Annotated in this window: 21 protein-coding genes; 10 read left to right on the forward strand and 11 right to left on the reverse strand. The window is 65.0% G+C overall.

The genetic code is table 11. The features are described 5' to 3' along the window. Positions 1-32: 32 nt before the first annotated feature. From sufD to CHB96_RS00645, 3 genes are read right to left on the reverse strand one after another with little or no spacing between them, the layout of a single operon-like run. A complete protein-coding gene (gene sufD / locus CHB96_RS00635) occupies positions 33-1,250 on the reverse strand; it encodes a Fe-S cluster assembly protein SufD (RefSeq protein WP_089242651.1) in 1,218 nt (405 codons plus the stop codon). Then, positions 1,251-2,705: a Fe-S cluster assembly protein SufB gene (gene sufB, locus CHB96_RS00640; RefSeq protein ID WP_089242652.1), complete on the reverse strand. Its 1,455-nt coding sequence runs from the start codon at positions 2,703-2,705 to the stop codon at positions 1,251-1,253. It lies immediately after the preceding gene. Next, positions 2,702-3,523 (reverse strand): helix-turn-helix transcriptional regulator, encoded by an 822-nt coding sequence (locus CHB96_RS00645; protein WP_089242653.1) that lies wholly within the window; start codon positions 3,521-3,523, stop codon positions 2,702-2,704. Before CHB96_RS00645 ends, sufB begins: the two co-directional genes overlap by 4 nt. 174 nt (positions 3,524-3,697) lie before the next feature. Here CHB96_RS00645 and mptB point away from each other — a divergent pair, with 174 nt between their 5' ends. From mptB to CHB96_RS00665, 4 genes are read left to right on the forward strand one after another with little or no spacing between them, the layout of a single operon-like run. After that, on the forward strand, positions 3,698-5,467 hold the full coding sequence (gene mptB / locus CHB96_RS00650; protein ID WP_089242654.1) for a polyprenol phosphomannose-dependent alpha 1,6 mannosyltransferase MptB: 1,770 nt from the start codon (positions 3,698-3,700) through the stop codon (positions 5,465-5,467). Further along, positions 5,467-6,411 carry an ABC transporter ATP-binding protein gene (locus CHB96_RS00655; protein WP_371828972.1) on the forward strand — a complete coding sequence of 315 codons (945 nt, stop codon included), beginning with the start codon at positions 5,467-5,469 and terminating at the stop codon, positions 6,409-6,411. Before mptB ends, CHB96_RS00655 begins: the two co-directional genes overlap by 1 nt. After that, positions 6,408-7,208, forward strand: coding sequence for an ABC transporter permease (locus CHB96_RS00660; RefSeq protein ID WP_089242655.1), 801 nt, complete (start codon positions 6,408-6,410; stop codon positions 7,206-7,208). Before CHB96_RS00655 ends, CHB96_RS00660 begins: the two co-directional genes overlap by 4 nt. Positions 7,209-7,266: 58 nt before the next feature. Beyond that, positions 7,267-8,253, forward strand: coding sequence for a COX15/CtaA family protein (locus CHB96_RS00665; protein WP_089242656.1), 987 nt, complete (start codon positions 7,267-7,269; stop codon positions 8,251-8,253). A gap of 97 nt (positions 8,254-8,350) precedes the next feature. Here the strand turns inward: CHB96_RS00665 and CHB96_RS00670 are convergent, their stop codons facing one another. Beyond that, the gene (locus CHB96_RS00670) at positions 8,351-8,743 is read right to left on the reverse strand and encodes a hypothetical protein (RefSeq protein WP_089242657.1); all 393 of its coding nucleotides are present in this window, start codon (positions 8,741-8,743) and stop codon (positions 8,351-8,353) included. A gap of 59 nt (positions 8,744-8,802) precedes the next feature. Here CHB96_RS00670 and CHB96_RS00675 point away from each other — a divergent pair, with 59 nt between their 5' ends. Next, positions 8,803-9,768: a quinone oxidoreductase family protein gene (locus tag CHB96_RS00675; RefSeq protein WP_089242658.1), complete on the forward strand. Its 966-nt coding sequence runs from the start codon at positions 8,803-8,805 to the stop codon at positions 9,766-9,768. A gap of 61 nt (positions 9,769-9,829) precedes the next feature. On the opposite strand, the gene CHB96_RS00680 is transcribed toward CHB96_RS00675, so the two are convergent. Continuing rightward, the gene (locus CHB96_RS00680; protein WP_089243019.1) at positions 9,830-10,837 is read right to left on the reverse strand and encodes a heme o synthase; all 1,008 of its coding nucleotides are present in this window, start codon (positions 10,835-10,837) and stop codon (positions 9,830-9,832) included. A gap of 216 nt (positions 10,838-11,053) precedes the next feature. Here CHB96_RS00680 and tkt point away from each other — a divergent pair, with 216 nt between their 5' ends. Genes tkt through pgl form a run of 5 tightly spaced genes read left to right on the forward strand, consistent with a single transcriptional unit; the run spans position 11,054 to position 17,565 of the window. After that, positions 11,054-13,216 (forward strand): transketolase, encoded by a 2,163-nt coding sequence (gene tkt / locus CHB96_RS00685; RefSeq protein ID WP_371828966.1) that lies wholly within the window; start codon positions 11,054-11,056, stop codon positions 13,214-13,216. A 4-nt stretch (positions 13,217-13,220) separates the two neighbouring features. Next, positions 13,221-14,345, forward strand: a complete 1,125-nt coding sequence (gene tal / locus CHB96_RS00690; protein ID WP_089242660.1) for a transaldolase — start codon at positions 13,221-13,223, stop codon at positions 14,343-14,345. A gap of 4 nt (positions 14,346-14,349) precedes the next feature. Next, complete coding sequence (gene zwf, locus CHB96_RS00695) at positions 14,350-15,921, forward strand: glucose-6-phosphate dehydrogenase (RefSeq protein ID WP_089242661.1); 1,572 nt, start codon at positions 14,350-14,352, stop codon at positions 15,919-15,921. Further along, positions 15,918-16,826: a glucose-6-phosphate dehydrogenase assembly protein OpcA gene (opcA, locus tag CHB96_RS00700; RefSeq protein WP_342746225.1), complete on the forward strand. Its 909-nt coding sequence runs from the start codon at positions 15,918-15,920 to the stop codon at positions 16,824-16,826. Before zwf ends, opcA begins: the two co-directional genes overlap by 4 nt. After that, on the forward strand, positions 16,819-17,565 hold the full coding sequence (gene pgl, locus CHB96_RS00705) for a 6-phosphogluconolactonase (protein ID WP_089242663.1): 747 nt from the start codon (positions 16,819-16,821) through the stop codon (positions 17,563-17,565). Before opcA ends, pgl begins: the two co-directional genes overlap by 8 nt. Before the next feature lie 309 nt (positions 17,566-17,874). Here pgl and CHB96_RS00710 read toward each other — a convergent pair whose 3' ends face one another. The 6 genes from CHB96_RS00710 to gap all read right to left on the reverse strand — a co-directional run bounded on the left by CHB96_RS00710 (position 17,875) and on the right by gap (position 25,425). Beyond that, positions 17,875-19,017, reverse strand: coding sequence for an epoxide hydrolase family protein (locus tag CHB96_RS00710; RefSeq protein WP_089243020.1), 1,143 nt, complete (start codon positions 19,015-19,017; stop codon positions 17,875-17,877). Positions 19,018-19,078: 61 nt separating this feature from the next. Continuing rightward, the gene (ppc, locus tag CHB96_RS00715; protein ID WP_089242664.1) at positions 19,079-21,910 is read right to left on the reverse strand and encodes a phosphoenolpyruvate carboxylase; all 2,832 of its coding nucleotides are present in this window, start codon (positions 21,908-21,910) and stop codon (positions 19,079-19,081) included. Positions 21,911-22,021: 111 nt separating this feature from the next. Further along, entirely contained in the window at positions 22,022-22,255 is a 234-nt protein-coding gene (secG, locus tag CHB96_RS00720) for a preprotein translocase subunit SecG (RefSeq protein ID WP_089242665.1), read from the reverse strand. 145 nt (positions 22,256-22,400) lie between these two features. After that, the gene (gene tpiA / locus CHB96_RS00725; protein ID WP_089242666.1) at positions 22,401-23,186 is read right to left on the reverse strand and encodes a triose-phosphate isomerase; all 786 of its coding nucleotides are present in this window, start codon (positions 23,184-23,186) and stop codon (positions 22,401-22,403) included. 3 nt (positions 23,187-23,189) lie between these two features. Then, positions 23,190-24,401, reverse strand: coding sequence for a phosphoglycerate kinase (locus tag CHB96_RS00730; RefSeq protein ID WP_089242667.1), 1,212 nt, complete (start codon positions 24,399-24,401; stop codon positions 23,190-23,192). A 4-nt stretch (positions 24,402-24,405) separates the two neighbouring features. Continuing rightward, on the reverse strand, positions 24,406-25,425 hold the full coding sequence (gap, locus tag CHB96_RS00735; protein ID WP_089242668.1) for a type I glyceraldehyde-3-phosphate dehydrogenase: 1,020 nt from the start codon (positions 25,423-25,425) through the stop codon (positions 24,406-24,408). Positions 25,426-25,436: the final 11 nt, after the last annotated feature.

A 25,436-nucleotide genomic window follows, 5' to 3' on the forward strand; every position in this document is an offset into this window, starting at 1 on the left:
CTGAAATTCCTTAGAAGTGAGAGAAAGTGGACTCAGGCGCCGGTGACGGCGAGTTCGATCTCGATCGCGGCGTCGAGCCGCTCGCGTACTGCAGGTACCGGGATGCGTTCGATGATCTCGTGGAAGAAGCCACGCACGATCAGTCGTCGTGCTGCATCTTCCGAGATTCCGCGAGCGCGCAGGTAGAACAGCTGCTCGTCGTCGAAGCGTCCGGTGGCACTGGCGTGTCCGGCACCGAGGATCTCGCCGGTCTCGATCTCGAGGTTCGGGACCGAGTCCGCTCGCGCTCCGTCGGTGAGAACCAGGTTGCGGTTGAACTCGAACGTGCTCGTGTCCTCGGCCTCGGCACGGATGAGGACGTCACCGATCCAGACGGTGTGCGCATCCTGTGTTCCGGGACCGGTCTCGCCTTGCAGCGCACCCTTGTACAGGACGTTGGACTTGCACTTCGGAGCCGTATGTTCAACCAGCAGTCGCTGTTCGAGGTGCTGACCTGCGTCGGCGAAGTACAGTCCGAGCAGTTCCGCGTCGCCACCGGGCGCGTCGTAGTGCACCGTCGGGCTGATGCGCACCAGATCGCCGCCGAGGCTGACATTGAAGTGCCTCAGTACGGAGTCACGTCCGAGCCGTGCGTGGTGGGCCGCGACGTGCACCGCGTCGCGCTCCCAGTTCTGGAGAAGCACCACCGTCAGCTGAGCGCTGTCGCCGACGACGAACTCGATGTTCTCGGCGTAGGTGCCACTGCCCTGCTGGTCGATGACGACCGTCGCCTTGGCGAACTGCTCGAGGCGAATCTGCAGGTGCCCGTAGGCAAGTGCGTCGGCGCCCGGGCCGCTGATCGTCACGTCGATCGGTTCGGAGATCTCCTGCTCACGACCCACCGACACGACAGTGGCTTCGGTGAACGCGGAAAACGCCTGTGCCGCAATGCGATCGGCAGGTACGCCGGCCACACCCAATCGGTCGTCGTCGCGCCCGACCTTCTCGACGGTGACACCCTCGACCGCGGCGACCGCGATGTCGGCTCCCGTGGTCGCGACGGCTGATCCGTCGTGCAGGCCGCGGAGGCGACGCAGCGGCGTGAAGCGCCACAGCTCGTCACGACCCGACGGCACCTCGAACGCGTTGACGTCGTAGGACGTGAACTGCGCGCCCTTGTTGGCTACGAGCTTCGACTTGTCTTCTTTCGCCGGGTTCTCCGACGCCACGGCGCCGATCACTCCGTCGACGGGGGTAAGCGGGTTGCTCACTTAACCGACCGATCCTTCCATCTGAAGCTCGATGAGCCGGTTGAGCTCGAGCGCGTATTCCATGGGCAGTTCGCGTGCAATGGGTTCGACGAACCCACGAACGACCATCGCCATCGCCTCGTCCTCGGTCAGCCCGCGGCTCATGAGGTAGAACAGCTGGTCGTCGCTGACCTTCGAGACCGTCGCCTCGTGTCCCATCGAGACGTCGTCCTCGCGGATGTCGACGTACGGGTAGGTGTCGGAACGCGAGATCGTGTCGACGAGGAGCGCGTCGCACTTCACGGTCGACCGTGAACCGTGCGCACCCTTGTTGATCTGGATGAGTCCGCGGTAGGACGTGCGGCCGCCACCACGGGCGACGGACTTGCTGACGATGTTCGACGACGTGTGCGGCGCGAGGTGCAGCATCTTCGAACCGGTGTCCTGGTGCTGGTCCGGGCCTGCGAAGGCAACCGACAGCACTTCACCCTTGGCGTACTCGCCCGTCATCCAGACCGCCGGGTACTTCATGGTGACCTTGGACCCGATGTTTCCGTCGATCCACTCCATCGTCGCGCCCGCTTCTGCCTTGGCGCGCTTGGTGACGAGGTTGTAGACGTTGTTCGACCAGTTCTGGATGGTCGTGTAGCGGCAGCGTCCACCCTTCTTGACGATGATCTCGACGACAGCCGAGTGCAGGGAGTCCGACTTGTAGATCGGGGCAGTGCATCCCTCGACGTAGTGCACGTAGGCGCCCTCGTCGACGATGATCAGCGTGCGCTCGAACTGGCCCATGTTCTCGGTGTTGATGCGGAAGTAGGCCTGCAGCGGGATGTCGACGTGCACGCCAGGCGGCACGTAGATGAACGATCCACCCGACCACACGGCAGTGTTCAATGCGGAGAACTTGTTGTCTCCGGCGGGAATGACCGTGCCGAAGTACTCGCGGAACAGTTCCGGCTGCTCTTTCAGAGCCGTGTCGGTGTCGAGGAAGAGAACGCCCTGCGCTTCCAGATCCTCACGGATGGAGTGGTAGACGACCTCGGACTCGTACTGCGCCGCGACACCGGAGACCAGGCGCTGCTTCTCCGCCTCGGGGATGCCGAGCTTGTCGTAGGTGTTCTTGATGTCCTCAGGCAGATCGTCCCAGCTCGCGGCCTGCTTCTCGCTCGAGCGGACGAAGTACTTGATGTTGTCGAAATCGATGCCGTCCAGATCCGATCCCCAGTTGGGCATCGGCTTGCGATCGAACGTCTTCAGCGCCTTCAGACGGGCTTCGAGCATCCATTCGGGCTCGCTCTTCTTCGCCGAGATGTCGCGAACGACTGCCTCGGACAGTCCGCGCTGGGCACTCGCGCCTGCAACGTCGGAGTCCGCCCATCCGTATCCGTAGTTACCGAGTGACGCGATCGTCTCGTCCTGCGTCAGCGGGACTGCGGGCACTGCTGGGGTCACCTGATCTGGTGTGACGGTCATGCGAGCTCCTTCCGGAGGCTTGTACGTTCTCCGACACTGGGCTGTGCGCCGGAAGATCTGGAGGGGGTGGAACGGACATGCGGGGTGTTCAGTGGAACGTGGGTGGTGCAGGCGCAGTCGCCGTTGGCGATGGTCGCCAGACGCTGCACATGGGTTCCGAGCAATTCGGAAAACGCTCGACGCTCGGCATCGCACAGTTCGGGAAACTCGGACGCGACGTGGGACACCGGGCAATGGTGCTGGCAGATCTGCACTCCGTTGCCGACCTGACGCGTCGACGCGGCGAATCCTGCTGCGGTGAACGCGTCGGCGATGCGATCGGCGACTTCCTCGACCTCGGCGGCACGCGTTCCGTCCGTCGGCTCGACGTCGGCGACGATGGCCTCGACGCGTTGCCGAGCGAACGTCTCGATCGCCGCGTCTCCGCCGATCTTGCGCAGCTGACGCATCGCGGCACCGGCCAGGTCGTCGTACGTGTGTCCGAGCTTGTTCCGCCCGACGGCCGTCAACTGGAAATGCTTGGCCGGTCGCCCGCGTCCTCGGTGCCTGACGGCTGCCGACGACGCGACACGCGCCTCGCCGGTATCGATGAGAGCGTCGAGATGACGACGGACACCTGCGGCGCTGAGGCCCAGACGTGCGCCGATGTCCGACGCGGTGATCGGACCTTCTTCGAGCAGTAACGTGATCACTGCACTACGCGTCTGGCCTTCGTGGCCGACAGGCCCAGGCACCGGATTGACCGAAACCGGGGTGACGACAGCCGTGTCGGAGGCGGACGCGTCGGCGCGAGAACGTGTGCTCTCGGCTTCGCGCATGCGACTGACGGATGTTTTCACAACACCAGTGTGACGGAATTGAACGCACCGGTCCACCAAGGGTGCCCTTCTTCACCGACGCTCGACACCTGGGAATATCCGCTTCCGGCTCGGCGTTGACGACTGCTCGACCGGTGTCTCCGCGCGTCGGACGGTCACGGTTACGCTGCAGTCGTGCCACAGACCGCTGACGAAGAGAACACCGAGGACGCCTCGGCGACACCGTCCACGTCGTCGCGCAGATCGGCCACGAGTCTTCGACATTCGGTCGAGATGTTCCCGCACACTGCGATGCGTGCGGCCCGACGCCTGGTAGGACTCGACACCCGCACACCGGCGTCGAGCGTCGCGGCATTGCACGGAGACGAGCCCGAAGCTCCCGGGCTCGACGCGTCGGAGACATCCCAGCTTCGTGGAATCCGGCGATTCGGCGCGACCGGCGCGATCTTGATGGCGGTCGGAGCACTCGGGGCTGGTGCGCAGCCGGTGTTGCAGAACCCGGTTGCCGGAGTGCGGGTGCTGAGCCTGCCCTCGCGCATGGCCAGTTCCGCGCTGACGATCACGATGACCGGAACCGTCATGGTCGTCCTGGCATGGTTGTTGCTGGGCAGATTCGCCGTCGGGCGCCTGCGTGACGGGAGCGTCCCGCGGCGTATGACCAGGTCACAACTCGACCGCACGCTGCTTCTGTGGATTCTTCCGCTATGTGTCGCGCCGCCCATGTTCAGCCGCGACGTCTACTCCTATCTGGCCCAGAGCGAGATCACCGCACGCGGTCTCGACCCGTACGAGATCGGGCCTGCGGGCGCGCTCGGGGTCGACAACGTACTGACGCGAACGGTTCCCAACATCTGGCGCGAGACACCTGCGCCCTACGGACCGTTCTTCCTGTGGATCGGCCGCGGAATCACCTGGCTCACCGGCGAGAACATCGTCGCCGGAATATTCCTGCATCGTCTGTTGGCGCTCGTCGGCGTCGCACTGATCGTGTGGGCTCTGCCTCGCCTGGCACGTCGCTGCGGCGTCGCCGCGGTCAGTGCGCTGTGGCTCGGAGCCGCGAACCCGTTGTTGCTGTTCCACCTCGTCGCGGGGATTCACAACGAGGCGTTGATGATCGGGCTCATGCTCGCGGGCACGGAACTCGCTCTGCGCGCCGTCGAATCGAGGACTCCGATCCGCACGACGACCATGCTGTTGCTGATCTCGGGCGCGGCTCTCATCGCGTTGTCGTCGACGGTGAAGATTCCGTCGCTGCTGGCCCTCGGATTCGTCGGGATGGCACTCGCACGACGATGGGGCGGGACGTTCAAGGCCGTGGCGGCCGCGGCAGCTCTGCTCGGCGTCGTGGCGGTGATCGTCCACGTCGGAGTCAGCCTCGCGAGCGGGCTCGGGTTCGGCTGGGTGCATACGCTCGGCACGGCGAGCGTCGTGCGCAGCTGGATGTCGATCCCGACGATTCTCGGTGTCGGAACGGGATTCGTCGGAGTCCTGCTCGGGCTCGGCGATCACACCACTGCTGTGCTGGGACTCACACGCCCGATCGCGTCGGTCGTCGCCGGGTTCGTCGCGATTCGGATGCTCGTCGCAGTTCTGAAGGGCCGCCTCCACCCGGTCGGAGCCCTCGGCGTGTCCCTCGGAGCTCTCGTCCTGCTGTTCCCGGTGGTCCAGCCCTGGTACCTGCTGTGGGCGGTGACACCGCTCGCGGCGTGGGCGACTCGCCCCGCGTTCCGTGTGCCCGCGATCGTCTTCTCCTCGATCGTCAGTGTCATTCTGATGCCCAACGGCAGCGAGTACTTGCCGTTCCAGATCGTGCAGGCCGCCGTCATGACGATCCTGACCATCGGCGTTCTGTATCTCGTCACCCGTTCACGACTGCCGTGGCGCTCGAACGTCGGACCGCCGACGCGCCGGATTTCGGCGGGGGAATACGCTGGTTCCTCGTGATCGTGCGCTCGTCGAACTCCTCGACGCAACCTGCCGTGCAGCTGACCGATGTACGGAAGTCGTACAACGGGCATCTCGCCGTGGACGGATTGGACATCACGGTCGAGCGGGGTCAGGTGCTGGCACTGCTCGGCCCGAACGGCGCAGGGAAGACCACGACGGTCGAGATGTGCGAAGGGTTCGTCACCCCCGACTCCGGAACGGTCCGGGTGCTCGGGCTCGATCCGATCGCTCAGTCGGCCCAGCTACGCCCCCGCATCGGCGTCATGTTGCAGGGCGGCGGCGCCTATCCAGGCGCGAAGACCGGGGAGATGCTGCATCTCGTGGCGTCGTACTCCGCCAACCCGCTCGATCCCGACTGGCTGCTCGACTGCCTCGGGCTCGATCGAGCGGTGAAGACCCCGTACCGGCGGCTGTCCGGTGGACAGCAGCAACGCCTCGCACTCGCGTGCGCGATCGTCGGCAGGCCCGAGCTGGTCTTCCTCGACGAGCCGACGGCGGGTCTCGACGCGCAAGCCCGTCTCCTCGTATGGGAGCTGGTCGAAGCACTGCGCCGCGACGGCGTCGGCGTTCTGCTCACCACACATCTGATGGACGAAGCCGAACAGCTCGCCGACAACTTGGTCATCGTCGACAACGGACGCATCGTCGCTTCGGGCACCGCATCGGAGCTGACCAAGCAGGGCGCCGAGGGCCGTCTGCGGTTCACCGCTCCCCCTGGTCTCGAACTGTCGCTTCTCGACGCCGCCCTCCCCGGCGGGTACAGCCCGGTCGAGGAATCCGCGGGCTCGTACGTCATCGAAGGTGTCATCGAGCCGCACATCCTCGTGACCGTCACGTCGTGGTGTGCTCAGCAGGACGTCCTCGCGACGGAACTCCAAGTGGACCAACGCCGATTGGAAGACGTGTTTCTCGAATTGACGGGCAGGGAGCTCAGACGATGACGGTGCGCAAGGACGCGCGCGGTTCGGACAACCGATTCGAGACGGGGCTGTTCGCTCCCGATCCGTCGCCGAACTCCCCTGTCGCGATGCTGGTCTCGCAGTCGATGCTCGAACTCAAGCTTCTACTGCGCAACGGTGAACAACTGCTGTTGACGATGTTCATACCCATCACGCTGCTGGTCGGGCTGACGCTGCTGCCGTTGGGCACGATGGGCGACGAGCCCGTCGACCAGGTGGTGCCCGCTGTGATGATGGTGGCGATCATGTCCACGGCGTTCACCGGGCAGGCGATCGCCGTCGGATTCGACCGTCGTTACGGCGCTCTCAAACGCCTCGGTGCGACACCGCTGCCGAAGTGGGGAATCATCGGCGGCAAAGCCGTCGCCGTGGTGCTCGTGGTGATCCTGCAGTCCATTCTGCTCGGCGCGATCGGCGCGCTCCTCGGGTGGCGTCCGGACGTCGCTGGACTGGCCCTCGGTGCGATAGTGATCGCCCTCGGAACAGTCACCTTCGCCACGATGGGTCTACTGCTGGGCGGAACCCTGCGCGCCGAGATCGTTCTGGCGCTCGCCAACATCCTGTGGTTCGTCATGCTCGGAATCGGATCGCTCGTCGTGCTCGGCGACGACCTACCCGTCGCGCTCCACACGATCGCCCGGTTCGTACCGTCGGGGGCACTGGCAGAGGCGCTCGGCAACGCTGTCTCCGGGTCGTGGGACTGGTTCGGGATTACCGTCCTCGCAGGCTGGGCCACCGTGTGCTCGTGGCTGGCCGTGCGTACGTTCAAGTTCGTCTGACCGGGCGCGGACCGGGGTCAACGACAGGCTGTAGTTGATCGACCATTACCATCACCACGTGCTGTATCGAGCGTTTCTGAGCGTCGTCGACCGCTTTCCCCTCCCGTCGCTGCGGGTGCAGAAGATTCTGGCGTTCATCGTCATCCTCACCCAGGGCGGTATCGCCGTCACGGGTGCGATCGTCCGTGTGACGGCATCGGGACTGGGGTGCCCGACGTGGCCGCAATGCTTTCCCGGCAGTTTCACTCCCGTCGGAGTCTCGGAAGTCCCGGTCCTGCACCAGGCCGTCGAGTTCGGCAACCGCCTTCTGACGTTCGTCGTCGTACTCGCCGCTGCCGCGATCGTGGTGGCCGTGACGCGGGCTCGTCGCCGACGCAACGTCCTCGTCTTCGCCTGGCTGATGCCACTGGGAACCGTCGCGCAGGCCGTCATCGGCGGCTTCACCGTGCTGACGGGTCTGCTGTGGTGGACCGTCGCGATTCACCTGGTGGTCTCGATGGCGATGGTGTGGCTGGCCACGCTGCTGTACTTCAAGGTCGGCGAGCACGACGACGGAGTCGAGGTCACCAAGACCGTGCCAGAACCACTGCGTCAGCTGACCGGGCTGTCTGGGATCGTCCTTGCGGCCGTGCTCGTGGCGGGCACGATGGTCACCGGGGCTGGTCCGCACGCGGGCGACAAGAGCATCGAGGAACCCGTTCCGAGGCTCGAGGTGGAGATCGTCACCCTCGTGCACTTGCACGCGCAGCTACTCGTGGCCTATTTGGCGCTGCTCGTCGGACTCGGCTTCGCGCTCTACGCTGTCCGCGCCACCGAGACCATCAAGAAGCGACTGTGGATTCTGATCGGAATCGTGGTGGCGCAGGCACTGGTCGGCGTTGTGCAGTACTTCACAGACGTGCCTGCCGCGCTGGTGGCGGTGCACGTAGCCGGTGCAGGTGCCTGCACCGCCGCGACCGCGGCTGTCTGGGCAGCATGCCGAACCCACAGGCTCACCGGACTCGGCAGTGCCACCGAACAGCCTGCTTCCATTCCGACGACCTGAGAACGGGGAGAGGTGGCCGGTCTCCCCCTCAGACGACCGACTACCTCTCCACCCAATTCGACGCGCCCGACAAACGTTCGGTTCCCCGGTTTCGAGATTATTTTTCGAGCACTGCGTTTCGGGCCTTCGGGAAGCGAGTCTGGCGCGCAACCCATCCCGCCATCTTTCGATAGTGCCCGGGCGCGGGGTTGACCGAACTGATCAGCTCACGATCCCACTCGGATTCGGTGAGAGACTCGACCTCCGCGACCAATGCGCGAGCGACCTCGTCGTTCGCGACGACCTGGTCCCCCAGAACACCGTCTGCGCCGACGAGGGTGAGCCTCGTACCGGCGCGGCCGATCGGCTGAAGGACTGCGCTGGCAGATCCGCCGTGCTCACCGACGAATGCGCGGACGGCCTTCAGCGCACCGGCGGGCACCTCCGTCTTCGGGGCGTCCTGTGCCTGGTCCGAGATCTCCTGCAGCGACTTCTCTGAATCGGTAGCCATTGCTGCACAATACCGCTCGGTAACGTAAGCCAGACATGCCCACCGTGTAGAAACGAGCCATGCGAGCAACAGAGATTCGTGAGACCGGTGGCCCCGAAGTACTGCAGTCCGTCGACATCGACGAACCGACTCCGGCCGAGGGTGAGCTTCTGGTCCGCGTCGAGGCGATCGGTATCAACTTCATCGACACCTACTTTCGCAAGGGCCTCTACAGTCGCTCCCTGCCCTACGTGCCGGGCGACGAGGGGGCCGGAATCGTCGAGCAGGTCGGACCGTCGGTGACGGAGTTCGTCGTCGGTCAGCGTGTCGCGTGGGCGGCCGCCCCCGGTAGCTACGCCGAAAAGGTGATAGTGCCGGCACGGGTCGCCGTCGCGGTCCCCGACGGGGTTCCCGCCGACCAGGCGGCGTCGGCCTTGTTGCAGGGAATGACTGCTCACTACCTGCTCGAGTCGACGTATCCGGCTCGCACAGGTGAGACGGTGCTCGTGCACGCAGGCGCCGGCGGCGTCGGGCTGATCCTCACGCAACTCGCGGTCGCCAAGGGTGTGTCGGTCATCACGACGGTGTCGTCGGACATCAAGGAGACACTGTCGCGGGAGACCGGCGCGTCGCACGTGCTTCGGTACGACGACGACATCGCCGCGCGCGTCCGCGAACTCACGGACGGGGAAGGTGTGCACGCGGTCTACGACGGGGTCGGGGCGTCGACGTTCGAGCAGAGCCTTGCATCACTACGAATCAGGGGCACGTTGGCACTGTTCGGTGCGGCCAGCGGACCGGTGCCGCCGTTCGATCCTCAGCGACTGAACGGAGCAGGCTCGATCTTCCTGACGCGTCCCACGCTCGCGCACCACGTGCGGGATCGAAGCGAGCTCGAATGGCGGGCCGGCGACATCTTCAAGGCCGTGGCGGACGGAGTCCTGAAGATCCGGATCGGTGCCACCTATCCCCTGGCCGAGGCGTCGGCGGCGCACACGGATCTCGAGGGTCGTCAGACGACGGGATCGATCGTGCTGATTCCCTAGCGGGGGCTTCGCCCCATGTGCACGGAAATACATAGCGGGCTATGTATTTTCGTGCACATGGTCAGGAGACGAGCTGCGCGAGCGTGTCCCAGCCGATGACCGAGTCGACGGCCAAGCCGCAGAACACCAGCGCCAGATACTCGTTCGACAGGATGAACAGCTTCAGCGGCTTCACCGGTGTCCCGGCTCGAACGCCGGCATACAACCGATGCGCGACGACCAGGAACCAGATGCCCGCAGCCAGCGCGACCGCGGCGTAGATGACGCCCGATCCCGGAGCCAGAGCGAGCGTCGCGGCGACCGTGGCCCACGAGTAGACGACGATGTGCTTCGTCACCTTGGTCTCCGACGCCACCGCAGGCAGCATCGGGACGTTCGCGGCCTGATAGTCCTCCTTGTAGCGGAGCATCAACGCCCATGTGTGCGGCGGCGTCCACAGGAAGATGACCAGGAACATCACGACGGCCTGCCAGCCGATCGTGCCGGTCACCGCGGACCAACCGATCATGACGGGCATGCACCCAGCTGCCCCGCCCCAGACCACGTTCTGCGACGTCCGACGCTTGAGCACAAGGGTGTAGACGAAGATATAGAAGCAGATGGTGACGACGGCGAGGATGCCGCTGAGCAGATTCGTCGTCGCCCACAGCCAGAAGAACGAGATGATGCCCAGAGTCACGCCGAACACGAACGCGTGGGACACGGGCATCGCGCCTCGCGCCAGCGGACGCTTGGCTGTCCTGGCCATGACCTTGTCGATGTCCGCATCCGCGACCATGTTGAGGCAGTTGGCGCTGGCCGCTGCGAGCATGCCGCCGAACAGCGTCGTCAGGATCAGCCACGGCTGAACGTGTCCGCGATCGGCGAGCAACATCGCGGGGATGGTCGTCACGAGAAGGAGCTCGATGACCCGCGGCTTGGTCAACGCGACATACGCGAGAACCAACGCGATCGCTCGTTTGAACGCCGACGTCTCGGCCGGATGCGTGTCCTCGCCCCGATCGTGGTCATCGGGGTGGCTCGGGCCGCCTGCGAATCCGTGGCCGCCCGGCTGCTGCCCAATTCGCACTACGTCTCCTCGCACGGGCTCGATGAACATGAAGGCACTCGGCTGAGTGCAGGCACACGTCGACACCGACGAATTCGGTGCGGATGCGTACTACTACAAGCGATGGTAGACGTCGACCATCCCGTCTCCAATTCTCAGGGCACCCAAACCGTGCCGGGAGGGGGAAGGCACGACAGCGGACGTGCTCGGAACTAGGCTGGTAGCCGACGTGTTCCGATGCCGGACGGATCGGCGCGCGCGACTGGCCTTACCCGTACCAATGTCAGGAGATCTCTGCTCGTGTCGATCACAGACGATATTGACGTCCTCACCACGGCGCACCACCCAAGCGACTGGACGGACCTGGACACCAGGGCGGTCGACACCGTCCGCGTCCTCGCTGCAGATGCGGTGCAGAAGGTCGGCAACGGGCACCCCGGCACTGCGATGAGCCTGGCCCCGCTCGCCTACACGCTGTTCCAGCGCACGATGCGTCACGATCCGAACGACACCCACTGGATCGGACGCGACCGATTCGTTCTGTCGTGCGGTCACTCCAGCCTCACCCTGTACTTGCAGTTGTACTTGGGTGGATTCGGTCTCGAACTGGTCGACATCGAGTCGCTCCGCACGTTCAAGTCGAAGACACCCGGACACCCCGAGTTCCGCCACACGGACGGCGTCGAGATCACCACCGGCCCCCTCGGCCAGGGCCTCGCATCCGCAGTCGGCATGGCGATGGCGTCACGTCGCGAGCGTGGACTGTTCGATCCCGAGCCTGCACTCGGTGAGAGCCCGTTCGATCACTACATCTACGTGATTGCGTCCGACGGCGACATCGAAGAGGGTGTGACGTCCGAGGCGTCGTCGCTGGCAGGCACGCAGCAGCTCGGCAACCTGATTCTGTTCTACGACGACAACAAGATCTCGATCGAGCACGCCACCGACATCGCACTGTCCGAGAACACCGCCCTCCGTTACGAGGCATACGGCTGGCACGTCCAGGTCGTCGAGGGTGGCGAGAACGTCGTCGCCATCGAAGAGGCCATCGAGAAGGCCAAGGCCGTCACCGACAAGCCGTCGATCATCGTGCTGCGCACCATCATCGGCTTCCCGGCGCCGACGATGATGAACACCGGTGCCGTTCACGGTGCTGCCCTCGGCGACGAAGAGATCGCCAAGGTCAAGAAGGCGCTCGACTTCGATCCCGAGAAGAAGTTCGAGGTGACCGACGAGGTCATCACGCACACTCGCTCTCTGCAGGAACGTGGCCGCAAGGCACACGCGGAATGGAACACCCAGTTCGACGCATGGGCCGCCCGTGAGCCCGAGCGCAAGAAGCTGCTCGACCGCCTGACCGCGGGCGACCTCCCCGAAGGCTGGACCGACGTCCTTCCGAAGTGGGAGCCGGGCAGCAAGGCTCTCGCGACGCGCGCCGCGTCGGGCGAGGTTCTCAGTGCCGTCGGCCCCGTTCTGCCCGAGCTGTGGGGCGGCTCTGCCGACCTCGCGGGCAGCAACAACACCACCATCAAGGGTGCCAAGTCCTTCGGCCCGACGTCGATCTCGACCGACGACTGGGATGCCGAGCCCTACGGTCGTACCCTGCACTTCGGTATCCGTGAGCACGCGATGGGCTCGATTCTCTCGGGCATCGTCATGCACGGACCGACGCGTGCGTACGGCGGCACGTTCATGCAGTTCAGCGACTACATGCGCCCCGCGGTTCGTCTCGCGTCGCTCATGGACATCGACCCGATCTACGTGTGGACCCACGATTCGATCGGACTCGGCGAAGACGGCCCGACGCACCAGCCCGTCGAGCATCTCGCGGCGCTGCGCGCGATCCCCAACCTGTCCGTCGTGCGTCCGGGTGACGCCAACGAAACGGCGTACGCGTGGCAGTCGGTGCTGGCACGGTCCAGCAGCAGCGGCCCCGTCGGTCTGGCGCTGACGCGTCAGGGCATCCCGGTCCTCGAAGGCACGAGCTACGAAGGCGTGTCGAAGGGCGGCTACATCCTCTCCGAGTCCTCGAAGGCGGCGCCCGACGTCATCCTCATCGGTACCGGCTCCGAGCTGCAGTACGCCGTCGAGGCTCAGAAGACGCTCGAAGAGCAGGGAATTGCGGCGCGCGTCGTGTCGTTGCCGTGTGTCGAGTGGTTCTACAGCCAAGACCAGAACTACCGCGACCAGGTCCTCCCGCCCACCGTCAAGGCTCGTGTCTCCATCGAAGCCGGTATCGCGATGCCGTGGTACCCGATCGTCGGCGGCTTCGGCGAGATCATCTCGCTCGAGCACTTCGGCGAGTCGGCAGACGCCAAGACGCTGTTCCGCGAGTACGGATTCACGGCCGAGGCCGTGGTCGCCGCCGCACAGCGCTCGATCACCAATGTGAAGGGATAACCCCATGACCCAGAACAAGAACCTCGCAGATCTGTCCGCAGCAGGCGTATCCGTCTGGCTCGACGATCTGTCCCGCGATCGCATCACCTCCGGCAACCTGCAGGAGCTGATCGACAGCAAGAGCGTCGTCGGCGTCACCACCAACCCGTCGATCTTCCAGGCTGCACTCAGCAAGGGCGACGCGTACGACGCGCAGGTGCGCGAGCTGGCCGAGCGTGGCGCCGACGTCGATGCCACCATCCGCACCGTCACAACCGACGACGTGCGCAACGCGTGCGATATCTTCGCCCCGATCTTCGAGTCGTCGGCAGGTGTCGACGGCCGCGTCTCCATCGAGGTCGACCCGCGGCTGGCTCACGAGACGGACAAGACGGTCGCGCAGGCCGTCGAACTGTGGAAGATCGTCGACCGGCCGAACGTGCTGATCAAGATCCCGGCCACCGAAGCGGGAATCCCGGCGATCGCCAAGGTCATCGGCGAGGGCATCAGCGTCAACGTCACGCTCATCTTCTCGGTCGAGCGCTACGAAGCCGTCATCGGCGCATACCTCGAAGGACTGGAAGCGGCTCGCGCGGCCGGGCACGACCTCTCCAAGATCCACTCGGTCGCATCGTTCTTCGTCTCCCGCGTCGATACCGAGATCGATGCACGCCTGGACAAGATCGGCACTCCCGACGCCGAGGCACTGAAGGGCAAGGCCGCTCTCGCCAACGCCCGCCTGGCCTACGTCGCGTACCAGCAGGCATTCGAGGTCGGGCCTCGATTCCACGAGCTCGCTGGTTCCGGTGGCCGTCCGCAGCGTCCGCTCTGGGCGTCGACCGGCGTCAAGAACCCGGCATACTCGGACACGCTCTACGTCACCGACCTCGTCTCACCCAACACCGTCAACACGATGCCCGAGAAGACTCTCGACGCAGTCGCGGACCACGGTGTGGTCACCGGTGACACGATCTCGGGCAAGGGCCCGGAATCGCAGGAGGTCTTCGACAAGCTCTCCGCCATCGGCATCGACGTCACCGACGTCTTCCTGACGCTCGAGAACGAAGGCGTCAGCAAGTTCGAGGCGTCGTGGACCGAACTGCTCGACGCGACCGGTGAGCAGCTGCGTCAAGCGGGCCAAAAGAGCTAGACACGTGACCACCGCAGACACCGACACCAAGGATTCCGTTCCGAAGAATCCTGCGGAGTGGAAGAACCCCCTCCGCGATCGAAGTGACAAGCGTCTTCCACGAATCGCCGGACCATGCAGTCTCGTGATCTTCGGAGTCACAGGCGATCTCGCGCGCAAGAAGCTCATGCCTGCGGTATACGACCTGGCGAACCGGGGGCTCCTTCCCCCCGGTTTCGCCCTGGTCGGTTTCGCCAGGCGCGAGTGGGGCAACGAGGATTTCGCCAAGATCGTGCACGACGCGGTCCGCGACCATGCGCGTACGCCGTTCAGCGAGGAGGTGTGGAACACGCTCGCCGAAGGATTTCGGTTCGTCCAGGGATCGTTCGACGACGACGCCGCATTCGACGAGCTGTCCCGCACGCTCGCAGAGCTCGACGAGACTCGCGGCACCGGCGGCAATCACGGGTTCTACCTGTCGATTCCGCCCGGCGCGTTCCCCGTCGTTCTCGAACAGCTCTCGCGGTCCGGCCTCGCTCAGGGCGAGGGTGACAAGTGGCGACGCGTCGTCATCGAGAAGCCGTTCGGTCACGACCTCGAGAGCGCTCAGGAGCTCAACGCCGTCGTGAACCGAGTCTTTCCGGAGGACACCGTCTTTCGGATCGACCACTACCTCGGCAAGGAGACGGTGCAGAACATCCTGGCTCTGCGCTTCGCGAACCAGTTGTTCGATCCGATCTGGAACGCTCACTACGTCGACCACGTGCAGATCACCATGGCCGAGGACATCGGATTGGGCGGGCGCGCAGGCTATTACGACGGCATCGGTGCCGCTCGCGACGTGATCCAGAACCACCTGCTGCAGCTGTTGGCCATCACCGCCATGGAAGAGCCGGTCAGCTTCAGCCCGTCGGAGCTGCAGTCGGAGAAGATCAAGGTTCTCTCGGCCACCACACTCGCCGAACCACTCGGGGAGACCTCTGCGCGAGGGCAGTACACCGCGGGGTGGCAGGGAAGCCAGAAGGTCAAGGGCCTCAAGGAAGAAGAGGGATTCGACGCCGAGTCGAACACCGAGACCTACGCCGCGATCACGCTCAACGTCGAAACCCGACGCTGGGGTGGAGTGCCGTTCTACCTGCGCACAGGCAAGGCACTGGGACGACGCGTCACCGAGATCGCCATGGTCTTCAAACGCGCGCCGCATCTTCCGTTCGACGCGACGATGACCGAGGAACTCGGGCAGAACGCACTCGTCATCCGAGTGCAGCCCGACGAAGGCGTCACGATGCGCTTCGGATCGAAGGTTCCAGGTTCGAGCATGCAGGTCCGCGACGTCAGCATGGACTTCAGCTACGGGCAGGCGTTCACCGAGTCCTCCCCCGAGGCCTACGAACGGCTCATCCTGGACGTGCTCCTGGGCGAACCGTCGCTGTTCCCGGTGAACGCCGAGGTCGAACTGTCCTGGAAGATCCTCGACCCGATCCTCGAGTACTGGGCATCCGGCGGCACCGCCGAGCCCTACGAGGCCGGTACGTGGGGACCGTCTTCCGGTGACGAGATGATGCAGCGCACCGGACGTGAATGGAGAAGGCCTTGATCGTCGACATCCCGAACACCACGACGGCCGAGGTCGGCAAGCAATTGGTCGAGCTGCGCGAGTCCGGTGGTGCCGTCACCATCGGACGTGTGCTGACGCTGATCGTCGCGAGCTCGGACTCCGAGAAGGCGGAGCGCGCGATAGAAGCGGCCAACGACGCGAGCCGTGAGCACCCGTGCCGCGTGATAGTGCTCACCCATGGAGATCGTTCGGCCGAGTCGAGCCTCGACGCGCAGATCCGAGTCGGAGGTGACGCGGGCGCGTCCGAGGTCGTCGTACTTCGACTGAACGGCGAGCTCGCGGATCACGAACACAGTGTCGTGATTCCGTTCCTGCTTCCCGACACCCCGATCGTCGCGTGGTGGCCGGACGAGGCGCCTGCCGTCCCTGCTCAGGATCCGTTGGGACGCTTGGCCATTCGACGCATCACCGATGCGACGAACGCACCCGACACCACCGAGGCGATCAAGAGCCGGACCGCGAGCTATCGACAGGGCGACACCGACCTGTCCTGGAGCCGGATCACGTACTGGCGTGGGCTTCTCGCGACGGCACTGGATCAGCCGCCCCACGAGAAGGTGGTGTCGGTGACAGTGTCGGGTCTGGCCGAGGAACCCGCGTTGGACATCCTCGCCGGCTGGCTGGCCGCCAAACTCGATGTGCCGGTTCACCGACGCGCCGGCGAGTTGAAGGTCGAGATGCACCGGGAGACCAGCACCATCTCGATCACTCGGCCGCAGACCGGCAAGACGGCAACCCTGCGTCGGACGGGTCAGCCCGATGCCGAGGTCGCACTTGCACGCCGGGAGACACGAGAATGCCTGGCGGAAGAGCTGCGCAGACTCGACACCGACGAGATCTACGAGCTGGCACTGAACGGACTGTCGAAGGTGACCTATGAGTGAGACATCGGTTCTGCGATTCCTGGATGCGGACGCGCTCGTGGATGCGGCGCGGTCGCGGTTCGTCGACGTCGTCACCGCGGCGCAGGCGGCACGTGGTTCCGCGTCGGTCGTCCTCACCGGCGGTGGGACGGGCATCGCGTTGCTCGAGGCATTGAGGAAGGATTCGGGCGGTATCGACTGGGGCCGCGTCGACGTCTATTTCGGTGACGAACGGTTCCTTCCGGCAGGCGATCCCGAGCGCAACGAGGTACAGGCGGCCGACGCGCTGCTGAATCACGTTGCCGTGCATCCGGATCGGGTGTTCAGGATGGCTGCATCCGACGGTCCGCACGAGAGCGATCCGGAGGTGGCCGCGGCGTCCTACGCCCAGATTCTGCACTCGCACGGCGTGGACGGAGAACGTGCACCGGAGTTCGACGTCCACCTGCTCGGCATGGGCGGCGAGGGACACATCAACTCACTGTTTCCCCACACCGATGCGGTCCGCGAGACGACACACTATGTCGTGGCGGTCGAGAATTCCCCGAAGCCTCCGCCCGTGCGAATCACGTTGACACTGCCTGCAGTTCAGCGTGCGAAGCATGTATGGCTGTTGGTGTCCGGGGCCGCCAAGGCCGAGGCCGTTGCGGCAGCAGTCGGCGGCGCCTCCGCCGACGACGTACCGTCGGCAGGAGCGATCGGTTCCGAGTCGACGGTGTGGTTCCTCGACGAGGCTGCGGCGTCCGAACTGGAGAAGTAGACAGCGACTCACGACGGCGTCGAATCCGGTTGCTCATCAACTGGATTCGACGTCGTCGTCGTTCGCGGCGCGACCGTCCATGATGCAGCGCGCATCGGCGGGTACAGAGGGGCTTGCATCGTCCAGCCCAGTGGTCGGCTGCACTCGACCACCGATCGGCCGCCTGCCGTGTGTCCGATACGCGGTACCGTCACGCCACGAACGGGCTTCGCTCGCACAGTGCCCCACGGCCACTCCCCCGGATAGAAAAGACTCTGCTTCCTACCCGTTCTGACGCGACCGCGGACCGAACGGTTCCACCGTCCGCTCTTACTGTGCGACGGACGAGAAGAAGGCCCGCAGATCGGCGACCAGGTCGTCGGGAGTCTCCATCGATGCGAAATGACCACCGTGATCGAACTCGGTCCACCGCACGATGTTGTTCTGCTTCTCGGCGATACCGCGAATGGTGGTGTCCCGCGCGAATACTGCCACGGCCGTGGGCACGCCGGACGACGTCAACTCCGCTCCCCACTGGCCCGATTCCTTGTACAGGCGCATCGACGAACCGATGGTCTTGGTGAACCACAGAACGCTGACGTTCGTGAGCAGCGTGTCTCGGTCGATCGCGTCGGCCAGGCTCTTCGCGGGATCGATGTACGTATTGACGACGTCGATCACCCAGGACAGCAAGCCCGTCGGCGAATCGGTCAGCGCAGGAGCCAGGGTCGCGGGCCGCGTCGAATGTATCGACGCGTACGACGACGTCTCGGCATTGCTCCAATCCTGCAGCGCCGCAATCTTTTCCTGATCCTCGGCGCTGTACCCGCTGCCGTCGTCATCCCAGGACGGGATGGTCAACGGCCCGTTCAGGTGAACCCCGAGTACTCGATCGGGGGCCATACGGCCGAGTTGCGGGGCGATGAACGAGCCGGCGTCACCGCCTTGAGCGCCGTAGCGTTCGTATCCGAGCTCGTCCATGAGGCGCGCGACGATCTCGGCGGAACGCAGTGTGTCCGCCTCGCCGGGCTGCGTCGTCGGGCCGGAGAAACCGAAACCGGGCAACGTCGGAATCACGAGATGGAACGCCTGCGCAGACCCGCCACCGTGCGCGCGGGGATCGGTGAGCGGTCCGATCACGTCCGAGAAGTCCTCGAACGGCCATCCGTGCACCAGGACGAGCGGAATCGCATCGGGTTCCGGCGATTCCACGTGTACGTAGTGCACCGACCGGCCGTCGATGTCGGCGACGAACTGCGGATATTGGTTGAGTTCCTTCTCACGAGCGCGCCAGTCGAGCGACGTGCTCCAGTACTCGACCAACTCACGAAGATACGAGACGGGGACGCCGTAGTCCCAACCCACACCGGGCAGCTCGTCGGGCCACCGGGTGTCGGCCAGTCGTCTCCGGAGATCGTCCAGCTCGGCCTGAGGAATGTCGACGCGGAAAGGCGATGCGGTGAATGAGGTCATGCCGGGGACGGTAGTGGCCATCGAGGACCGATACGGTCCTCGATGACCCGACCTCGAGCTGCTATCCGCTGTTGCGCAACGCCGTCGCAAGCCCGTTCATCGTCAACAGGATCCCACGTTTGACACGCTCGTCGTCGTCACCCGCGCGGAAGCGGCGCAGCATCTCCACCTGCATCTGGTTCAGCGGTTCGAGATACGGGAAGCGGTTGTGCACCGACCGTTCCAGAGCCGGGTTGTCCTCGAGCAACCGCGAGTGCCCGGTGATCTTCAGGTACATCTCGATGGTCTTCGCGTGCTCGGTTTCGATCATCCCGAAGATGTGGTCGCGGAGCGCGGCGTCGGGAACCAGTTCCGCGTAACGAGCGGCGATGCCCAGATCCGACTTCGCCATGACCTGCGCGAGGTTCGACAGGACCGTCTGGAAGAACGGCCACTTGCGATACAGGTCCGTCAGCACGGCCAACTTCTCGTCGTCACCGTCGACCCATTCCTCGAACGCGGTGCCGGTGCCGTACCACCCGGGCAGCATGACGCGGCACTGGCTCCACGACATCACCCACGGGATCGCACGAAGGTCGTACACCGAGTTGGTCGGCTTTCTCGACGCGGGGCGGCTACCGATGTTCAGCTCGCCCACTTCGGCGACCGGCGTGGACGTTCGGAAGTACTCCACGAACCCGGGCTCTTCGTGCACCAGACGGCCGTATGCCGCACGGGCTTTCGCGGCGAGGTCGTCGAGCACGGCGTAGGCCGGCTCGGCACCGTCGCCGAGTCCCTCGACGTCGAGCAGCGTCGATTCGAGAGTGCCCGCGACGAGCGATTCGAGGTTGCGCCGCGCCATCGACGGTTCCGCGTACTTCGCCGCGATGATCTCGCCCTGCTCGGTCAGCCGAAGCGAACCCTGCACGACGCCGGGAGGCTGGGCGAGGATGGCGTCGTAGCTCGGGCCGCCGCCGCGTCCGACCGTGCCGCCGCGGCCGTGGAACAGACGCAACCGAATGCCGGTGGAACGCGACGCCTCGAGCAGATCCAACTCGGCGCGGTAGAGCGCCCAGTTCGCGGCGAGGTAGCCGCCGTCCTTGTTGGAGTCGGAGTAGCCGAGCATGACCTCCTGGTTCATGCCGCGGCCTTCGACGAGGGCACGGTAGACCGGAACGTTCAACGTGGCGACCAGCGTCTCGGCGCCCTGCTGCAGGTCCTCGATCGTCTCGAACAGAGGAACGACGCCGACCGTCGACGTCGGGGCGGACCCGTCGGCGCCCGGATCGAAGATGCCCGCTTCCTTGAGGAGCAGCGTTGCCTCGAGCATGTCGCTGACCGACTGGCACATGCTGATGATGTAGTTCTGGATCGTGTCAGGACCCAGGTGATCGATGGCGGTTTTCGCGGCACGGACGATACCGAGTTCCTTGGTCGCGAGCTCGCTCAACTCGGCCGTCGGGCCGACGAGGGGACGTCGTGTGGTCAGCTCACGCGACAGGACCGCGACGCGTTCGTCCTCGTCGAGCGATGCATAGTCCGGGTGAACTCCGGCCCACGCCAACAACTCGGCGACGACCTCCTCGTGGGTCTCCGAGTTCTGACGCATGTCGAGCGCCTGCAGATGGAACCCGAACGTCTCGACGGCCTGCCTGAGCGCCAGCAACCGATCGTCGGCGATCAGTGCGTCTCCGTCCGCGCGCAGAGCACGATCGATGACGTCGAGATCGTTCAGCACATCCTGCGGGGTGCCGTACGGAGTCGAACCCAGATCGAGTGCCGACACGGGCAGCGAGTCCAACACCGCAGCCGCGGTCGCGGTCAGTCGGGCGCGAATGCCCCGTACCGCAACGCGATACGGCTCGTCGTCGCGGCGGTCGTCGGGATCCCCCGCTTCCGCGGCGAGGGTGGACAACTCGTCGGCGACGTCGACCAGACGCGCGGACATCGACAGTTCCTTCTCGAGCGCGACCAATTCGTCGAAGTAGTGCGCGAATGCAACGTATCCCGCCTGATGCGTCGCGGTGTGCACGACATCGCCGGTGACGTTGGGATTGCCGTCGCGGTCGCCACCGATCCAGGAACCGGGGCGCAGAATCGGCCGTGGCAGCAGCCCGTCCTCGGGATACCGCTGACGCAGCGCAGCCCGCACATCGGCGTTCAGAGCGGGGATCACGTCGAAGAGCGACGTCTCGAAGTACCGGAGACCGACCTCGATCTCGTCTTGAATCCGCAAGCGCGACAACCGAATCAGGGCCGTCTCCCACAGGGTGAGGACCTGCCTCCTGATCTGGACGTCGATGGCTGCGAGCTCTTTCGCCGCCGAGGCAGCCTTGCTCGACGCTGCAGCCGACGCCACCTCGCGACGACGCATCAACTCGGTGATCTTCGACTGGACATCGAACACCGTACGACGACGCGTCTCCGTCGGATGCGCTGTGATGACCGGTGACACAAGGGCATCCGTCAGTGCGGTGGCTACCTGCTCACGGGTCAGGTTCGCGGAGTCGAGCTTGACCCACGTGGCGTCGAGGCTGCTGTCCTGCGGGGGATCCTCGCGGTCGAGGTGGATCGCGCGCCGACGTTCCCGGTGCAGGTCTTCGGCGAGGTTGGCCAGAAGCGAGAAGTGACTGAATGCGCGGATGAGCGGAATCGCTTGCGCGACTGCGGTATCGGCGTACGTGCCGACCGACGTGTCACGGTCGACCTCGGAGCGGCGGACGGCGAACGACTCGACGCGCGCACGCTCGACAAGATCGAACGTCTCCTCGCCTTCGTGCTCACGGATGATGTCGCCGAGAATGCCTCCGAGATAACGGATGTCCTCGCGCAGGGGTTCGGTCAGCTCACGACCCTGGATCGTCGGTGTCACGAACGCAGGTGATCCGGCCGACTCGAAAGGGGTTTCGCTCATGGAGCGATTATCGTGCACGCACTCCCGGCACGCAGCCCGAGGCCCTTGCGATGCCGGAGATCAGCGCATGATATGTAAAGACAAACCGCGCCGGATCGTGGGGATGCTGGATCAGGAGAACTTGATCTCGAGGCCGATGCCCAGGATGGCGATCAACCAGATGATGCCGGTGAAGATGGTCAGGCGGTCGAGGTTCTTCTCGACGACCGTGGAGCTCGACAACGAGGACTGCACGCCGCCACCGAACAGACTGGACAGACCGCCGCCCTTACCCCGGTGCAACAGCACCAGAAGAATCAGCGCCAAGCTGGTGACGACCAGCAAGATATCCAGAAACAGTTCCATGTCCGCCTCACATCGATTCAGCTCACGACCGCTGACAGCCTACCTGTCCAACGGACACCGCCGTGCCACCGCCTCCGGTAGAGGCGGTGGCACGGCAGCACAATCTTGTTCTGCCCGTCAGCGGACGGGCATCACGACAGCACGATCACGGCAGGGGCCCGCCGGCTGCGATAGCCGACAGGGTGGCGAATTCGTCCGCCTTGAGCGACGCTCCACCGACCAGGGCGCCGTCGACGTCGGTCTGGGCGACGATCTCGCCGACGTTCTTGGCGTTGACCGATCCGCCGTACAGAACGCGGACACCTGCGGCGACGTCGGCCGACGCCAGCGTCTTCAGCTCGTCGCGGATGGCAGCACAGACTTCCTGCGCGTCCGCGGCACTGGCAACCCGGCCCGTGCCGATGGCCCACACCGGCTCGTACGCGATGACGACCTTGGCGATGTCCTCGGCGGACAGGCCCTCGAGCGACCCGCGCAGCTGCGTCACGTTGTAGGACACGTGTTCGCCGGCTTCACGGATGTTCAGTCCCTCACCGATGCAGACGATCGGCGTGAGGCCGTGCTTCAGCGCTGCTTTGGTCTTGGCCAGTACCGTCGCGTCGTCCTCGCTGTGCAGCGTCCGACGCTCGGAGTGACCGACGACGACGAACGTACAGCCGAGCTTCGCGAGCATCGAACCGCTGATCTCACCGGTGTATGCGCCTGAGTCCTGTGCGGACACATCCTGTGCACCGTAGGTGAGCAGCAGTTTGTCGCCCTCGATGAGCGTCTGCACACTACGGATGTCGGTGAACGGCGGAATGACCGTCACGTCGACCTTGTCGAAGTACTTCGCGGGCAACGAGAAGGCGATCTTCTGCACCAGTGAGATGGCCTCGAGGTGGTTGAGATTCATCTTCCAGTTGCCGGCGATGAGCGGCTTGCGTGCCATGTGTCAGCCCTCCAACGCTGCGATACCGGGAAGCTGCTTGCCCTCGAGGTATTCGAGCGACGCCCCTCCTCCGGTCGAGATGTGCGAGAAACCGTCGTCGGACAGTCCGAGTGTGCGGACGGCCGCAGCGGAATCGCCGCCGCCGACGACGCTGAACGCGCCCTTCTCGGTGGCCGCGACGATCGACTCGGCGATGCCCTTGGTGCCGGCAGCGAACTTCTCGAACTCGAACACGCCCGCCGGGCCGTTCCAGAAGATGGTCTTCGCGTTCGACAGTACGACGGCGAAGCGGCTGACCGACTCGGGGCCGATGTCCAGACCCATCCAGCCGTCGGGAATCTCCGACGCCTTGACCGTCTGGGCTTCGGCGTCCTTGGAGAACGAATCTCCGACGACGATGTCCACCGGAAGGTGGATGACGTCACCGAAACGCTCGAGCAGGTCCTTGCAGACATCGATCTGATCTTCCTGCAACAGCGAGGATCCGACCGAATAGCCCTGTGCGGCCAGGAAAGTGAAAGCCATGCCGCCACCGATGACGAGTGTGTCGACCTTCGGAGCCAGTGCCTCGATGACGCCCAGCTTGTCCGAGACCTTCGAACCGCCGAGCACGACGGCGTACGGACGCGCGGGCTCCTCGGTGAGCTTGGCCAGCACGTCGACCTCTGTCGCGACGAGGTTGCCCGCGTACGACGAAAGGAGCTTCGCCACGTCGTACACCGACGCCTGCTTGCGGTGCACGACGCCGAAGCCGTCGGACACGAAAGCGCCTTCACCGTCGGTCAGAGCGACGAGTTCCGCGGCCAGAGCGGCGCGCTCGGATTCATCCTTGCTGGTCTCGCGCGGGTCGAAACGAATGTTCTCCAGCAGCAGGACGTCACCATCGGTGAGTCCCTCGGCGCGGGCCTGTGCGTCCTGTCCGACGACGTCACCGGCCAGCTGCACGTGCCTGCCCAGTAGTTCGCCGAGCTTCGACGCGACCGGCGCCAGCGAGTACTTGGACTCGGGCTTGCCGTCGGGACGACCGAGGTGGGCCGTCACGATCAGCTTGGCGCCCGCGTCGAGAAGCGCGTTGAGCGTCGGCAGCGAAGCCACGATCCGGCCGGGATCGGTGATGACACCGTTCTCGATCGGAACGTTGAAGTCCGAACGCACCAGCACTGCGCGGCCGGAGACTCCGGCTGCGATCAGGTCCTGCAGTGTCTTGACCGCCATGTGATCAGAGAGACTTTCCGACGAGGCCGATGAGGTCTGCGAGGCGGTTGGAGTAGCCCCACTCGTTGTCGTACCAGGACACGATCTTGACCTGATCGTCGATGACCTTGGTCAGGCCTGCGTCGAAGATCGACGAGTGCGGGTCGGTGACGATGTCGGAGGACACGATCGGATCCTCGGTGTACTTCAGGATGCCCTTCAGTGCGCCCTCGGACGCAGCCTTCATCGCAGCGTTGATCTCGGCTGCGGTGGCCGACTTCTTCAGGTTGGCCGTCAGGTCGGTGACCGAGCCGGTCGGGATCGGCACGCGCAGTGCGTATCCGTCGAGCTTGCCGAGCAGCTGCGGAAGAACCAGGCCGATGGCCTTCGCTGCGCCCGTTCCGGTGGGAACGACGTTCAGCGCAGCAGCGCGTGCACGACGCAGGTCGCTGTGCGGGCCGTCCTGCAGGTTCTGGTCCTGCGTGTATGCGTGGACGGTCGTCATGAGGCCCTTGACGATGCCGAACTCGTCGTCGAGCACCTTGGCGATCGGTCCGAGGCAGTTGGTGGTGCACGAGGCGTTGGAGATGATGTTCTGGCTGCCGTCGTACTTGTCGTCGTTGACGCCCATCACGATGGTGATGTCCTCGCCCTTGGCGGGAGCGGAGATGATGACCTTCTTGGCGCCTGCGTCGATGTGGCCCTTGGCCTTGGCAGCGTCGGTGAAGATACCGGTGGACTCGACGACGACGTCGACGCCCAGGTCGCCCCACGGAAGTGCGGACGGGCCCTCACGCAGCGACAGCGCCTTGATCTTCTGATCGCCGACGACGATGGTGTCGTCGCCCTCGAGGCTCACGTCGTGCGGCAGACGGCCGAGGATGGAGTCGTACTTCAGGAGGTGAGCGAGGGTCGCGTTGTCGGTGAGGTCGTTGACAGCCACGATCTCGATGTCGGTGGTGCCCAGAGCTTTCTGCGCATCGACTGCCCTGAAGAAGTTACGTCCGATGCGGCCGAAGCCGTTCACGCCTACCCGGATCGTCACTGTTCGCTCCT

Origin of the sequence: Rhodococcoides kyotonense (assembly GCF_900188125.1) — a bacterium.
Taxonomy (GTDB): domain Bacteria; phylum Actinomycetota; class Actinomycetes; order Mycobacteriales; family Mycobacteriaceae; genus Rhodococcoides; species Rhodococcoides kyotonense.